Below are 13,986 nucleotides of genomic sequence, written 5' to 3' on the forward strand. Positions count from 1 at the left end.
ACCGGTCCATCCCGGACAAGTCGAGTAGGCGGCACCGGCTGGTGGCGCACTCCATCCGCCGTGCAACACCTTTTGAGCCGTTTCTCACTTGCGCTTTTCACGTTCAGATGCGTTGAAAGCGACATGCCATCCGGACTTGCAGCCCTGCTCGACGACATCGCCGGTATCACCAAGCTCGCCGCCGCCTCGATCGACGACATCGGCGCCGCCGCCGGCAAGGCCGGGACCAAGGCGGCCGGCGTGGTGATCGACGATACCGCCGTCACCCCCAGCTACGTCACCGGCTTCCATCCGGAGCGCGAACTGCCGATCATCTGGCGGATTGCGCGCGGCTCGCTCAAGAACAAGCTTCTTTACCTTCTGCCGGCAGCGCTGCTGCTTTCAGCCTTCGCGCCTTGGGCGATTACCCCGATCCTGATGATCGGAGGCGCCTATCTCTGCTTCGAAGGTGTGGAGAAGCTCGCTCACCGGCTTCAAGGTCACCATGGCGGCGATGAGGCGGTTCACGCGGCCGAGACCGGCCCGATCGACCATGCCGTAATCGAGGAGCAGAAGATCGGCGGCGCGATCCGGACCGATCTTATCCTCTCGGCCGAGATCATGGCGATCGCCTTGGCCGACCTCACCACGGCGTCAGGCGGTCCGCAAGGCGCGGCCGAAGCGGGCCAGCGCGTCGCCATCACCAGCGCGAATGTCCTGCCGCTGACTGCCAGCCTGGCGCTGGTCGCCTTCGCGGTGACCGTCGGCGTTTACGGCGTGGTCGCTCTCATCGTCAAAATGGACGATATCGGCCTTCATCTCGCGCAGCGCCGGAGCAGTGCTTCGGCCGCTTTGGGTCGCAGCATGGTCCGCCTGATGCCGGTGCTGCTCGGGGCGCTGTCCGCGATTGGCACGGCTGCGATGATCTGGGTCGGCGGCGGCATCATCGTGCACGGCGCGGAAGAATATCACCTAACCCGCTTTCCCGAGTGGCTGCACCATCTCTCGGTGGATGCCGGGACGGCAGCCCCGTTCGCAGGCGGCTTCGTTGAGTGGCTGGTGTTCGCCATCGGTGCCGGCATTGTGGGCCTGGTGGTCGGCGCGTTGATCGTAGCCGCCCTGCACCTGTTCAAACGCGGCAAATCCGGCCACCATTCCCCGGGGAAAGCAGAGACGACATGACACGGTCCGCCACAGATGTGATGCAGGACATCCTGTTCGCCGCCGTGATCGATGGGGTTGTCGCGCTGAAAGCGGCCTCCAAGGGGCTTCCGAACACGCTCCTGCGTGACCTCAATGCTATTCACGCCAATACCACTCTGGCGGACCTGCCGCCGGAACTCCAGGCCAGCATTCAGGCGAGCTTGCGCGCGGCGTTCACGCGTTTGCTGAAGGAAGGCTACAGCGTTTCACCCGGCCAGCCCGCGCCAACGCGCTCGCCTCCCGGCCCGCGGGATGGGCCCCGGGACGGGCCACGTCCCGCGACCCGGGAAGGACCGCGCGACAATCGGCGGCCGCCGCCCCGCCGGGAGCCGGGGGGGCCCAATCGGCCGCAGCGCCCAGGGCCGCGCGGCGGCCGCCCGCCTCGCAAGCCGACTTCCTGAACAGTTTCGAGAGCTTGGCTCAGGCGCCGCTCACGTCCTGAAAACCGACACGTTTCCCGCGCCGTCGAACGCGATCACCTGAAATGATTGAATGGTCCCGTCCGGCACTTCCATGCCGGGCGATCCGATCGGCATGCCGGGGACAGCGATACCCTTCACGCCTGCGGGCCGCTCTCGGATCAGCCGCGCGACCTCCTCCAGGGGTACGTGGCCTTCGATGACAAGCCCGTCGACCTCGGCGGTGTGGCAGGAGGCCAGCGCTTCCGGAACCCCGAGCCGTCTTTTCACTCCAGGCATGTCCTGGTCGTCGCGAACCGACACCTGATAACCCGCGTCGCGCGCGATCTTCGCCCAGTTCTGGCAGCATCCGCAGCTCGGATCCCGGTATACGGTCATCGCCAGACGGGAAGTTGAAGTGCGTGGGGAGTTGTTCTTCGCTTGCTCCTCTTCCGCCTCTGGAGCGCCGGAGGGGGAGCAGCCAAGGAACGTCAGCGCCCCGGATGCGAGCGCCCCCGCGAGCACAAGCCTTCGCGACAGGGACGGCTCGGACCCGGAACCGGCAACTTCCATCATGATGCTCCTCAACCAGCGGGCACGTGCGCCGAAGGTTCAATGGCGGCTGCCTACCTTACCGCCAGAGCTGCAGCGAGCGAATGGCGTTCGGCACCTGCGGATTGTCTTCCGGCCGGGAGAGGACGCGCTCGATCATCCGCCAGCCGCGCCGAACCCCGGTCTTGCGCCAAAGGTCCGTGACCCACAGGCGCCCGGACCAGTCATGGCCGTCCATCGTCGCCTGAACCTCGAGCTCGGATGCAAACAGAGCGACCGAACCCAGATCGCGCGCGTACACGTCGCCGAACCGATAGGATGTGCAAAGGTAGCGGGTCGTCGCGGCTTCGACCCAGCTTGCCGCGTCGAGGATCACGCACGGCTTCGATCCGATGAGCAGCATGAACTTCCGGGAGGTCAATCCCTTCAGGGTGCGGAGGTCACGGCCCACCCACGCCCGCATCCAGCGGTTTTCCATTGTCTCGAGGATGGGGAGGAGATCGGCCATTCTGGAAGCTCGGCACTACAGGAGGCGTGCCGACATGCAAGCACGGGCGGCCCGTTCTACTGCGCGTCGCGCTTCCTTGGGTGTCCGGTTGCCACTCCGCCCGACAGCCGTGCCACATGCGGCCACTTCTCCGCCACCTGGGGCGTGTAGCCGAGGTTGAACACGGTCGGGCTCTTGGTTGGCCGCTCCGCGCGGTCGTAATGGGTCCCGAACAGCTTGTCCCAGAAGAAGGTGGTGATCCCGAAATTGCCGGTCTCGTCGTGGAAATGATGCGCCATGTGGCGCTTCTTCATTTCGGCCAGCCACTTGGACTTGGGCTTGTACGCCAGATGCTGAATGCAATGGCAGAACTCGTAAAAACAGGTGGTGAGCAGCCCGGTCGCGAACGCGATCGCGGCTCCCCCGAAGCCCCCAATGGCATAGCCGATCGGGGCCGTTGCGATCGCGATCGTCGGGAGCGTCGTGTGGAGCGCGCCGAACAGCACTTCCAGGTGATTCGGATCCTGGTGATGATCGTAGTGGATGCGCTTCCAGGTCGATGCCAGCAGCGGCATCTTGAACATCCAGCGGCTGTGCAGCACCCAGCGATGGAGCACGTACCAGACAAGCGGATAGACCAAAGTCGCTACCGTGATCGCGGCAAGCGTGTTCACCAGGGGCGCCGGACGCCAAGCGTAGAGCCCAATCGCCACGGCCGAGAGCGCCAGATAGGCGATAATGGCCGGATAGCTGAAATAGGCCCCGATCAGCTCTTTCAGCGTCATCTTGTCGAGATGATGCGAGCGATTCCAAAAGCCTGTGGATGTCGTGCTCTTCACTGATATTCCTCGACTTTTCCGCCCCGGTGCGGTTCGAGACCGCTGCTGAATATATGGCTCGTCGTCATGAAATCGCAATAAGGCGCTTTTTGGGCCGCTTACCGGAAGAGTGGCGGGCTCAGACGAGCCGCAACCGCCGCGACAACCCGCCCAGCGCTTCCCGATCCCCGCGGGCGAGCCCATGTCGCAGCGCAAGCCAGCTCGTGACCGCCCACACCACCAGCACGGACCCGAACCGGACGGGGCCGCCCGTCAGTGACTCGGCGCTCGCCATGAGAGCGACGCCAACCAGCCCGATTGCAAGGCCGGCGGCAAGGCGGCGGTCGAACGGGGACAGCCCGTCGCTGATCCGCAGTTCGAGCGTCGCGGCATAAGCGATTGCGATGGTTGCCGCCGAAACGGCCAGGCCCATTCCAAGCGGACCCAGCTTCGGGACCAGCAGCCATGCCAGACATGCCCACAATCCCGCGCCGAGGAGGCTGTTGAGTAGCGGCAGCATTCGATGCCCGGTCATCTCCACGATCGGCGTCGCGGGGCCGACCACCGCTTCGGCGGCGCGGGCGGCGACCAGCAGGGTGAGGATGGGCAGCGCGGCCGCGGCTTCGGGGCGGTAGAGGCTCAGGATGTCTGCGCCGGCGAAGACGAGGAGCCCGGAGAGCGGTATCACGAGAGCGGTCGAGACGCGGCTGGCGAAACGATAAAGCGGGGCGATCTGGGCCCGGTCGACCTGGGCCTGCGCCGAGGACAGCGGCGCCATCACATATTGGAAAGCCTGACGGACGATGAGCGGGATGGTGGAGATTTTGCGCGCGATTTCGAACAGGCCGGCCGCGACCGCGCCGCGGGTTCCTGGAAGCATCAGGTTCAGGACGAGCGGCGGAGCATCGATCAAGAGACGCCTGGCGAGCGCAGCGGGCAGGAGCGCCACCCCTGTGCCGAGCAGATGGCGGGCAAGCGGCGCCGAGATCGGTGCACGCAAGAGCAGCTCGAGGTTATAATAGCGCGCCAGCAAAGGGACGCAGAGCAAGGCGGTGAGGGCGAGCGAGCAAAGATGGGCCGCGACAAGCCCGGTGCTGCCCAGGCCAACCGCGAAGAAGCCCAGGGCGAAGCCGATCCGGGCGACCTGCTCCCACAGGATGCGCAACCGGATCTCCGGACCGAACGCGCGGCGGGCGCGGGCGGCGGAGGTCGCAACCTCGACGAACACCCAGAGCGGCAGCGCCGGCGCGAACAGCGCGATCGTGAAGGGCAGGGTCGCGCGATCCTCCGGCGCGGCAGAGATTAGCGGCGCGATCGCGTCCGCCATGACGAAGATGCTTAGAGCCGCGACGGTGGAGGGGATCAGGGCTCCAAGCATCGCGATCTTGACCGCGCCATGCGCCTCGGCCTCGTCCCTTGCCGCTGGCACGACGCGCTGGAGGGCGGCGGTCATGGACAGGTCAAGCAGGTTTGAGAGAAGATTGATCGCGCCCCACAGCACGACATAAAGGCCGTAGCCGGCGAGTCCGAATAGCCAGGTGAAGAGCGGTTGCGCGAGCGCCTCGATCAGCGCGCCGGCCCGGGCGAGTCCTGCCAAGCCGGCGCCTCGGGCCACGTCGCTTCGGCTGACGCTCACTCTTCGGTTCGGATCAGGACCGTCTCTCCAATCAGCAGAAACAGTACGAACGGAGCCCAGGCGGCAAGCAGGGGGGGGTAGGCGCCGAAATTACCCATCGCGAGGGCGAAATTGTCCGCCACGAAATAGGCGAAGCCCAGAGCCATCCCGATTACCGCGCGAAGGGCGAGTTGGCCGGAACGGGCAAGGCCGAAGGCCGCCACTGCCGCCAGCAGCGGCATTAGCACGGCCGAAAGCGGCCCGGAGAATTTGTGCCAAAGCCCTGCCTGCAGCGGCCCGGTGGCGCGGCCCGCCGCCTCCATCTGCCGGATGGAATCCTGCAAGGTCCGAAAATCCTGCTCGTCAGGGTCGACATTGGCCAGCGTGAACTGCGTCGGATCGACGCCTCGCGCGACGAGGAGCGACGGCAGGGCGCGCTCGGCTGTGGTCGAGACGTCGAACAACACGGCCTTCTCCATCAGCCACCCGCCGTCGGCCGCCCTGGCCTGCGGAGCCTCGATCATCCTGACCAGGGTGCCACCCTCCCGATCATATACTTTGACGTTGCTCAGGCGGGTCGCCGGACCACGGCCTGCAACCGTCGCCGCGAAGATCAGGTCATCGCCGTTGCGGACCCAGACATTGTTCGCGACGCCGCTGTTCGGCGGGATCGGCCCGTACTCGACCGCTTGCCAGGCCGCGAGCGTCGCGCTTGCCCGAGTCACGACCCGTTCCTGGAAGACGAAGGTGACAGCTGCGATCAACAGGCTTGCCAAAACAAGCGGGGCGATAATCTGGTGCGCCGAGATTCCGGCCGCCTTCATGCTCACGATCTCGCTATTCTGGTTCAGCGTCGCCAGCGTGATCAGCGTCCCCAGCAGCACGGAAAAGGGGAGGAAGCGCGCGATGAGCTGGGGAATGCGCAATGACACATAGTGCCAGAGCTCAGCATCTCCATTGCCCGCGACCCGCAGGATCTTGCCCGATTCTCCGAGCAGATCCAGCGTCTGGAGGACGATGACCAAGGCTGCAAGAACGGCCAGACTGCGCAATACGAACAGTTTCGCCATGTAAAGGGCGATGCGCCTGGACGGGAAGAATCGCAGGTTCATCATTCGGCGGGAGCAAGCGTATCGCGCCGGCCGAACGGGAGCAGCCGGCCGACCGCCTTGCCCGCCTTGGCGAAGACGCGCTCCAACGCGCCGATCGGCTGGCCGCCCGGTTTGTGCGCCAGTGTCCAGTACATCCACAGGATCAACAGGGCGAACAGCGCGAATGGAGTCCAAAGCGCGATCACCGGATCGAACCGGTCCTGCGCGGCCATTTGCTCGGCATACTGATTGACCTTGTGATAGGTCACCACCATTACGATCGACAGGAAGATGCCGAGGCCGGAGGTGCTGCGTTTGGGCGGGACAGCGAGCGCCACGGCAAGAAGCGGCAGCAGCAGCATCATTGCGACTTCCACCATCCGGAAGTGGAAGTTGGCGCGGGCGGAGTCGCGCAGCTTCTCGGGCGTCGCATCGGATCCGCCAAGCTGGATGAGTTCGGGCAAGGTGAACTCGTCGTTGCCGTCGCCACGCCCGCGGAAGGCCTCGATCGCGGGCAGGTCGATCGGCAGGTCGTGCTGCTCGAAGCTCAGCACTCGCGGCGCCTTGTAGCTGGGCGCGTCATGGACAAGCCGCCCGCGTAGCAGCCTCAGCACGATGGTTTCATCATCCCTGGTGGCGAGAAAGGTACCGAGATCCGCTGTAGCGGCCAGCGAGCGGCCGTCCCGGGTTTCCGCACGCACGAAGACGTTGTGCAGATGCCGGCCGTCCTGGTCGCTGCGTTCGACCCGGAGCACCATGCGCCGGCCGAGCCGGTTGAACTCGCCGACCTTGATGGTCGCACCCAGCGCGCCCGAACGAAGCTCGAAACGCAGTTCCTCGTAGGCGTACCGGGCCTTTGGCTGGACGAACCCGACGATTGCGAGGTTCAGCGCCGCCAGTGCGACCGCATACATGTATGGCACGCGCAGCAACCGTCCGTAGCCGAGCCCGACGGCCCGCAGCGTGTCCAGCTCAGATGAAAGCGCCAGCTTCCGAAAGGCGATCAGGATGCCGAGTATGAGTCCGATCGGAATGCCGAGCCCGAGATATTCCGGGATGAGATTGGCGAGCATCTGCCAGACGATGTTGACCGGCCCGCCCTCGCTGACCACGAAGTCGAACAGGCGAAGCATCTTGTCCAGCAGCAGCAGCATGGCCGCCAGCGTCAGCGTCGCGAGCAGCGGCACGAAGATCAGCCGAGCAAGATAGCGGTCGACGCGAGTCAGCAATCTCAACTTCTTGACGCTCCATGACCATAATTTGGCCGCAACAGCTTCCTAGATGGATGTCATGGGGGCGAACACCACCATGCTGCGCCTAGGCTGGCGTGGCATAGCTCCAGGAGCGTGAAAGGTCATGTCGAAACTGATGCTACCGATCGCAGCCGCCGGGCTTGCGTTCGTCGCGCCGGCGACGCCCGCTCAGGCTGCGCTCGGCCCCGATGCGGCTTCGTGCCGGGCCGGCTCGAGCCAGCCGGCGGTGCTGGTCAATGTGAGCGGGTTCAAGTCGCGCAGCGGCCGCGTGCGCGTGCAGATTTACAATAGCTCGAATTTCCTCGTGAAGGGCCAGCGGGTCCGCCGCATCGATCTTCCGGTCACCGGCGGGTCCATGCCGATCTGCGTCGCTCTGCCCGGCCCGAGCACCTATGCCATCGCCGTGCGCCACGACACGGACGGTGACAACAAGTCGGGCGACTGGTCGGATGGCGGCGGTTTCTCGCGCAATCCGAAGCTGAGCCTGCTCAAGCTCAAGCCGAGCTTCAGCCAGGTCGCGGTTCCGGTCGGCAACGGAGTTCGTTCGCTGAATGTCGTTTTAAACTACCGGCAGGGTTTCTCGGTCGGACCGGTGGCTAAGAGCTGATCGGATGGCCCGGGTCGCGCTTCTTTCAAATCCGCGATCAACCGGGAACAGGTCATTGCTTCCACGGGTGAGGAGCTTTTGCGCCGAGCACCGCGACATCTTCCACTATGAAGTGGAGCAGGTGGATCAGATCGGTCAGGCGCTGAGGACGATCGCCCGGGTCAAGCCGAAGGTGCTGGTGATCAATGGCGGCGACGGCACCGTCCAGGCGGCGCTGACCGAACTCTATCATGGCGGCCATTTCGGCGCGAACCCGCCTCCCGTCGCCGTTCTGCCGAACGGCAAGACGAACCTCATTGCACTCGATCTCGGCGCGGGCGGCGATCCTATTGCCGCGCTCGAGCGGGTTCTGGAGCTCGCGCGCACCGACATGGTTCCGCACATCGTCAGCCGGGAGTTGATCTCCCTTACCCACGGCAGCGCGAGCGGCAGGCCAGTGCTCGGCATGTTCCTGGGCGGCGCCGGCCTTGCCGACACCATCCTCTTTTGCCGGCACAAGATCTACCCGCTCGGCCTGCCTAACGGCTTCAGCCACTTGCTGACTGCGCTCGCGACCCTGATCTCCCTCCTTCTGGGCATCAAGGGCGCTTTCCTGCCGCCCAGTCCGCGGCCGGTTCGCGTTTCCGTCCTGAAGCATGGCGAACACCAGGGCCGCTTCTCGCTGCTGATGGTGACTACTCTGGAGCGGCTGCTGCTCGGGAGCCACATGCCCGACCGCGCGGCCCTTGGCGGCGGCGCTCTACAATTGATCATGGTGGAGCGCAGCCCGATGGCGCTCCTTCGCGCGGTGGTCGCGGCTGTCCTGGGCAAGCTTGGACGCGACAAACTCACTGGCGTCTTCTTCGAACGCGGTGACGAAATCCGCATCGAGGGCGACCGGTCAAGCGTGATCCTGGACGGCGAGTTGTTCGAGGCGAACGTCGACAGGCCGATCGTCCTGAAGCCGACCGCGCCGGTGCCATTCCTGAGGCTTGCGGCTTGAATTGACTTCAGCCGCTTTCGCCGGTCGCTTTGGTGACGAAGCGGGCAACTGCGATAGCCCGTAGCAATGCAAATCGATAAAGTCGCTCCACGTCGGGTTCTTCCAGACCCGTTGTTGGCCAGTTTGCAACCGCGTCGCGCATCCTTCCCACGTCAAGGAGGCCCGCAATCGCCGTGCTGGTCGCCATCTCCTCAAGCCGCGCCGCGAGTTCCTCTCGCGCGGAATCCAGCCCCACATACCACAAAAACGGCCATGTCTGCTCCCCTTGTTCGCAATCCCGCCTAAGTCTCGGGCACGACTTCATTTGAGTTAAAAGTTAATCTGGGCCTCCGGCCCGCGTCAACGGCAAAGACGCGGCCTTCGAAGATCAGCCGAGCGCGTGCCGGAGCGAGGCGGCGGCCGAAGCGGCGCTACTCGCGTCGACATGGGCGTGAATCCAACTCTCGTCCCTGTCGGTGAGCTCCATCAGGAATCCTCCCAGGCCCCGGGCGGAGCGGTCCAGCTGCATCAACAGCTCGACTTGGGAGCCGCGCTGGTTTTCGAACACGATCTCCACTTCATCGAAGCGGAACTGGCCGTGATGAGTGGGTCGGAACTCGAATTCCTGCACCCATTTGCGGCCGAACCAGCTGGAGCGCGGCTCGATGTCCACCTTGGCGAGGCGAAAGCCGAGGCTTTCCATTGCGTGCAGCACATTGGCCTGGGCCTGGTTCGGGAACACTTCGAGCCCGTCGGTGTCGCTGGGGTCGATCGCCCAGGGCACGTCCAGGCCTGAGCGGAGCCAGACGAAATTCTGGCCGCCGATGCTGGTCACAGGCGCGTGCAGCGGCAGCTCGATGCTGAACGGCACTTCATGGTCCCGGCCGAGGGGGAAGGGACCGGGAATTTGAACACCGGCGATGGCCTCGTCGACATGATGCTCGTCGTCGCCCATCCTGTGGACCACGCGGGCGACGATCTCGATCACCGCGCGGCTGGCCGTCTTGCCATCCTCGCCCCCGCGGATGTGGAGCGTGCCGGAAACGGTGTCGCCCGGCTCGATCTGATGGTCGTCGAGGATGGCATCGATCTGCGCGCCGCCGAGCCCGAGCCGCCCCAGAATGGATTTGAGCGCCATCTGATCTCCCCCTCAAGGTGCACGTGCCTTATGGGCCTTCGCGCCCGGGTCTCGCAAGGGCGGAGCGGAAGCGGTTGACGCCCGTTCTCGCGCCATGCTGCTTCGCATCGCCGCGTTCGAACTTCGCCAGCAGCGCACCAGCCACGTCTTCTGGATCGTGTTCGCGATATCGACGCTGATGGTGGTCGGCGCGCTCTCGAACGAGCAGTTGCGGGTCGGCATCGGCGCGGAGCGCGGAGGCGCACTGGTCGTGCGCACGCACCTTCTGTGGTCGCTTTTCTACATGTTCACCGCCGCCGCCTTCGTCGCCGATGCCGTGCTGCGCGACGACATGACCGGGTTCGCGCCGATTATCCGGTCGGCCCCGGTGCGGCGGCGCGACTATCTGCTCGGCCGATTTCTGGGGGGCTATCTCGCGACCGTCCTATGCTATCTCAGCGTGCCGGCGGCCCTGATCGCCAGCCCCTTCCTGCCCTGGACGGACCCGGCATTGACGACAGGGTTCGACGGCGGGAGCTATGTCCGAGGCCTGCTCGTCCTGGCTCTGCCCAATCTGCTGATCAGCGCGGCCTTCTTCTTCGGACTGGCCACGGCGACGCGGTCGATGAATGGCACCCTGATCGGCGCGGTGGTGCTGCTGATCCTTTACGGGGCCGGTCGGGACGGCGGCGTGCCTGCCCTGGCGGAGCCGTTCGGCTTTGCAGCGCTGGAGCAAGGTGAGGGCACGCTGCTCCTGAACCGCGCGATCTGGCTGATGCTGAGCGCCGCACTGATCGCGGCGGCGGCCCTGCGCTTCCGGCCCCGCCAGTCGACGCATCGGCCAGTGCTTGCGGAAGTGTCAGCGGCGCCAGCGCAGGCCGGGCGGCTCCCGGCCCGGCGCTTCGGGCGGACAACCAGGCTCGCGCAATATCGGGCGCGGACGCGGCTGGAGCTCAGGCAGCTGACTGGCAGCCCCGTATTGGCCATCCTGCTCGCCCTGGGCCTTGCCCATGCCGCGCGGACGCTCTGGACCGCACCGGCCGGCGATCCGCTCCGCAACCTCATCGAGGCCTTCCTGCTGGTGCCGACGGTGGTCGCAATCTTCTTCGCGGGCGAATTGTGGTGGAGCGAGCGCGAGCACCGGGTCGAGCCGCTGATCGGCACGACGCCGCTGCCGCGCGCGGCGCTGCTGCTGCCGAAGCTGCTGGCCTTGTCGCTCGTGCTGATCGGACTCGCCGCGGCGAGCGGGGTGGCGGCGCTGATCGTGCCGGCGCTGGCGGGTAGGCCGGCTCCTGGTCTTGGCGCCCTGTTGCTCGGTTATGTGCTGCCCAAGGCGTTCGATTGGATCCTGGTCGGCGTGCTGGCGCTGTTTCTGCAATCGATCAGTGCCAACAAGCTCGCCGGCTGGGGGCTGATGGTGCTGTGGCTGATCGCGAGCCTGGCCATGGAATATACCGGCTATACGGACCCGTTGTATCGGTATGGCGAGACGCCCGTATACCCGCAGACGGAATGGACGGCGGGGGAGAGCTTCTCGCTGTACCGGCTCTATTGGGGCGCGATAGCGATCCTTCTGGTTGCGCTCACTTTGGCGCCACCCTGGGCAAGGGTTCCCCGCCACTCGTCGCCCCGGACATGATCCGGGGCAGGGCTGCTGTCCCGAGCTTCACAACAGTCCTGGCGTCGAGATCAGGCAGCCTCGGCGAGTCCACCTTCATCGACGTCCGGGTCGGTCTCGGCCGCGACACCCTGGTCCAGCTTTCTCTCAGCTGCTTCCAGTTCCGCCGCATCTTCCGGGAAGATACCGAACCGCGCCGCCACATCGGGCGCGAAGCGGAGCAGGTCCGGCTTTAGCTTGAGCAGGCTGAGATCCTTGGACTTCCCTTCCATCATGACGTCGAATTCCAGCCCTTCGGCCATGCGCATGAAGGTCGCGAATTCGAACGGGTTGGTGAAATCGGCGTGGCCGGTCCAGATCGGCGGCAGCAGCACGGTCTTGACCCTTGCGCTTGCCTTGACCGGCGCCTTTGTGACCTCGCCCTTGCGGCCTTTGACCTTGCCCACCTTGGCCGCGGCGCGCTGCTTCGCCGTGATCGCGCGCTTCACCTCGCGCATTTCCGTTCGCGGCGAGGAGAAGTGAATCTTGGGCCGGACGCCTTGGGGCCAGCTGGCGAGGAATTTCTCCAACGTCGGACGCATCTCCAGCCGCTCCGGGTTCAAGCACCAGAAATGCTGGTAGTCGAACACGCAGCGCACCCCGGTCCGCTCATGAATCCAGAGCACGTCGGCGGCCGAGAAGCGGACGTCGTCATTCTCCAGCACTAGCCGCCGCTGCACATGGTCAGGGCATTGCTCCCAGCCCTCGATCCAGCGCGCGCGGCTCGCCTCCCGATCGTCGTAGACGCCGCCTACATGGGTGACGAGCACGCCTTCCGGCCCCATGCCCATCCGGTCCAGCATCTCGGCCTGACTCGATAGGTCCCAGATGCTCTTGCGCGTGAGCTCCGGGTTGGGTGCATTCAGCAACACATATTGCGACGGATGAAAGCCCAGCCGAATGTCGTATTCGCGCGCCTTGGCGCCGAAGGCGGCCAGCTCGGCATCGCTCTCGGCGACCATGTTGTGGAATTGCGGCATGTCCGGATGGGTGGCGTAAGGCGCCAGGTCCGACGACAAGCGGTAGAAGTCGATCCCGACCTTGGCCAGATAGTCGAGAATCCTGTCGACATGCTCGAGCGAGCATTTGAGGTGCGGATTCTTGCGCCAGCCGCGCGTGTCGTTGGACTTGAGGTCCGGCCGGCCCATCACCTTGACGGGGAAGCCGAGCCGGAGCGGGCGGGCAGGGACGGCGTCGGTCATAATTGCTCCTCGGGAAAGCCGAGCTCGCGGACGAACTGGTTCCAGTCGTCCGGGCGCAGCGCGCCGCCTGTCGCCTGAGCGTGGCCGCTGCCGTAATTCTCGTCGGCCCCGCTGGGGCGGCGCTTCGCGAGGAAGTCGATCAGGTTGCGATCGGTGGCCGTGCGGGCGGCAAAGTGGACCCAGCCAGGCCGGTAACCGGTATTGGCGGCGAGCACGACCTTGTCCTTGAGCCGCCCGCGCCATTGCTGCGCAATCAGGGGGTGGATCTGGCAAGGCGAGTGGAACCGGATCAGCGCCACCTCGTCGCGGACCTTGGGTCCGACCCGCTTGGCGATGTCGAGCTCGCCTTTCACCTCTTCCTTGGCGGCCAAGAGGGCGGCCGTTTCCGGATACCTGCCGGAGGTGACGTCCTTGGGGCCGTCGCCCTTCAGCAGCAGCTCAAGCGCCGGGCCGGCATCGGCGGCGGCTGCTCGGCGCGGCGCATTGATCAGCGACACCGCATCGCGAAGCGCCGTCTTGCCGTAGCGCTGCTGCGCTTGCGCCATCTCCGGGAAGCCGGCGGCCTCGGCCATGTCGCCGATCAGCCCGAGCCCCGCGAGCCAGACGAGGTCGTGCGCATCGCCAAGCGCTTGCGCGCACCAGTATGCGAGGAGGGCGGAGGTCGGCTCCGGCTCAAGGCGGTTGCCGCTGATCACGACCGCGTCGCCCGGCGTTCCGCTCGGAACATGATGATCGATGATTATCGTTGGAACACCAGGGGCGATCGCGCCCTCGCGCACGCCTAAATCCACGACGATCAGCCCGCCGGGTCTGCGCTCCTCCAGCTCGCGTCGGATCACGGGCGACCAGGGGTTCTCGCCCTTGCCGACTAGGCGGATGTCGGAGTCGCGCCTGGCGTGGTCGAGCGCCCGCTTCAGGATCGCGACTGCAGAAAGACCGTCCGCATCGAAATGGCCCAGGATCAGGGCCGGACGATTCAAGTCGAAGCGCTCCAACGCGAAACGGAACGCGTCGCGCACAAGCGGTCGCGGGTCGGAAGCTTGTGA

The 13,986-nt window shown here is 65.7% G+C and carries 15 protein-coding genes; 5 read left to right on the forward strand and 10 right to left on the reverse strand.

The features are described 5' to 3' along the window. Window positions 1-123 precede the first annotated feature (123 nt). Both VF631_RS08660 and VF631_RS08665 read left to right on the forward strand, forming a co-directional pair. Window positions 124-1,161, forward strand: coding sequence for a DUF808 domain-containing protein (locus tag VF631_RS08660; protein WP_431849890.1), 1,038 nt, complete (start codon window positions 124-126; stop codon window positions 1,159-1,161). Then, window positions 1,158-1,583 carry a hypothetical protein gene (locus VF631_RS08665; protein ID WP_431849891.1) on the forward strand — a complete coding sequence of 142 codons (426 nt, stop codon included), beginning with the start codon at window positions 1,158-1,160 and terminating at the stop codon, window positions 1,581-1,583. Before VF631_RS08660 ends, VF631_RS08665 begins: the two co-directional genes overlap by 4 nt. A gap of 30 nt (window positions 1,584-1,613) precedes the next feature. Here the strand turns inward: VF631_RS08665 and VF631_RS08670 are convergent, their stop codons facing one another. The 6 genes from VF631_RS08670 to lptF form a co-directional block, all read right to left on the reverse strand. Next, a complete protein-coding gene (locus VF631_RS08670; RefSeq protein ID WP_431849892.1) occupies window positions 1,614-2,105 on the reverse strand; it encodes a DUF411 domain-containing protein in 492 nt (163 codons plus the stop codon). Between the two features lie 106 nt (window positions 2,106-2,211). Beyond that, the gene (locus VF631_RS08675) at window positions 2,212-2,640 is read right to left on the reverse strand and encodes a DUF4440 domain-containing protein (protein WP_431849893.1); all 429 of its coding nucleotides are present in this window, start codon (window positions 2,638-2,640) and stop codon (window positions 2,212-2,214) included. A gap of 56 nt (window positions 2,641-2,696) precedes the next feature. Next, window positions 2,697-3,404: a sterol desaturase family protein gene (locus VF631_RS08680; protein ID WP_431850040.1), complete on the reverse strand. Its 708-nt coding sequence runs from the start codon at window positions 3,402-3,404 to the stop codon at window positions 2,697-2,699. A 172-nt stretch (window positions 3,405-3,576) separates the two neighbouring features. Next, complete coding sequence (locus VF631_RS08685; RefSeq protein ID WP_431849894.1) at window positions 3,577-5,034, reverse strand: lipopolysaccharide biosynthesis protein; 1,458 nt, start codon at window positions 5,032-5,034, stop codon at window positions 3,577-3,579. Between the two features lie 35 nt (window positions 5,035-5,069). Beyond that, on the reverse strand, window positions 5,070-6,164 hold the full coding sequence (lptG, locus tag VF631_RS08690) for an LPS export ABC transporter permease LptG (RefSeq protein ID WP_431850041.1): 1,095 nt from the start codon (window positions 6,162-6,164) through the stop codon (window positions 5,070-5,072). Then, entirely contained in the window at window positions 6,164-7,372 is a 1,209-nt protein-coding gene (gene lptF, locus VF631_RS08695) for an LPS export ABC transporter permease LptF (RefSeq protein ID WP_431850042.1), read from the reverse strand. The genes lptG and lptF overlap by 1 nt, the downstream gene beginning before the upstream one ends. A 139-nt stretch (window positions 7,373-7,511) precedes the next feature. Between lptF and VF631_RS08700 the strand changes: the two genes are divergently transcribed. Next, window positions 7,512-8,003 (forward strand): DUF2141 domain-containing protein, encoded by a 492-nt coding sequence (locus tag VF631_RS08700; RefSeq protein WP_431849895.1) that lies wholly within the window; start codon window positions 7,512-7,514, stop codon window positions 8,001-8,003. A 4-nt stretch (window positions 8,004-8,007) separates the two neighbouring features. Further along, the gene (locus tag VF631_RS08705; RefSeq protein ID WP_431849896.1) at window positions 8,008-8,985 is read left to right on the forward strand and encodes a diacylglycerol/lipid kinase family protein; all 978 of its coding nucleotides are present in this window, start codon (window positions 8,008-8,010) and stop codon (window positions 8,983-8,985) included. Window positions 8,986-8,992: 7 nt separating this feature from the next. Here VF631_RS08705 and VF631_RS08710 read toward each other — a convergent pair whose 3' ends face one another. Together VF631_RS08710 and VF631_RS08715 are read right to left on the reverse strand one after the other, a co-directional pair. Continuing rightward, on the reverse strand, window positions 8,993-9,220 hold the full coding sequence (locus VF631_RS08710) for a hypothetical protein (protein WP_431849897.1): 228 nt from the start codon (window positions 9,218-9,220) through the stop codon (window positions 8,993-8,995). A 132-nt stretch (window positions 9,221-9,352) separates the two neighbouring features. Then, window positions 9,353-10,102, reverse strand: a complete 750-nt coding sequence (locus VF631_RS08715; RefSeq protein WP_431849898.1) for a sporulation protein — start codon at window positions 10,100-10,102, stop codon at window positions 9,353-9,355. Window positions 10,103-10,196: 94 nt separating this feature from the next. On the opposite strand from VF631_RS08715, the gene VF631_RS08720 reads away from it, so the two are divergent. Then, window positions 10,197-11,720: an ABC transporter permease gene (locus VF631_RS08720; protein WP_431849899.1), complete on the forward strand. Its 1,524-nt coding sequence runs from the start codon at window positions 10,197-10,199 to the stop codon at window positions 11,718-11,720. Between the two features lie 50 nt (window positions 11,721-11,770). On the opposite strand, the gene uvsE is transcribed toward VF631_RS08720, so the two are convergent. Both uvsE and VF631_RS08730 read right to left on the reverse strand, forming a co-directional pair. Next, a complete protein-coding gene (gene uvsE / locus VF631_RS08725; RefSeq protein ID WP_431849900.1) occupies window positions 11,771-12,940 on the reverse strand; it encodes a UV DNA damage repair endonuclease UvsE in 1,170 nt (389 codons plus the stop codon). Further along, window positions 12,937-13,920: a DHH family phosphoesterase gene (locus tag VF631_RS08730; RefSeq protein WP_431849901.1), complete on the reverse strand. Its 984-nt coding sequence runs from the start codon at window positions 13,918-13,920 to the stop codon at window positions 12,937-12,939. The genes uvsE and VF631_RS08730 overlap by 4 nt, the downstream gene beginning before the upstream one ends. Window positions 13,921-13,986: the final 66 nt, after the last annotated feature.

Origin of the sequence: Allosphingosinicella sp. (genome assembly GCF_036387615.1) — a bacterium.
In the GTDB taxonomy this organism is placed as follows: domain Bacteria; phylum Pseudomonadota; class Alphaproteobacteria; order Sphingomonadales; family Sphingomonadaceae; genus Allosphingosinicella.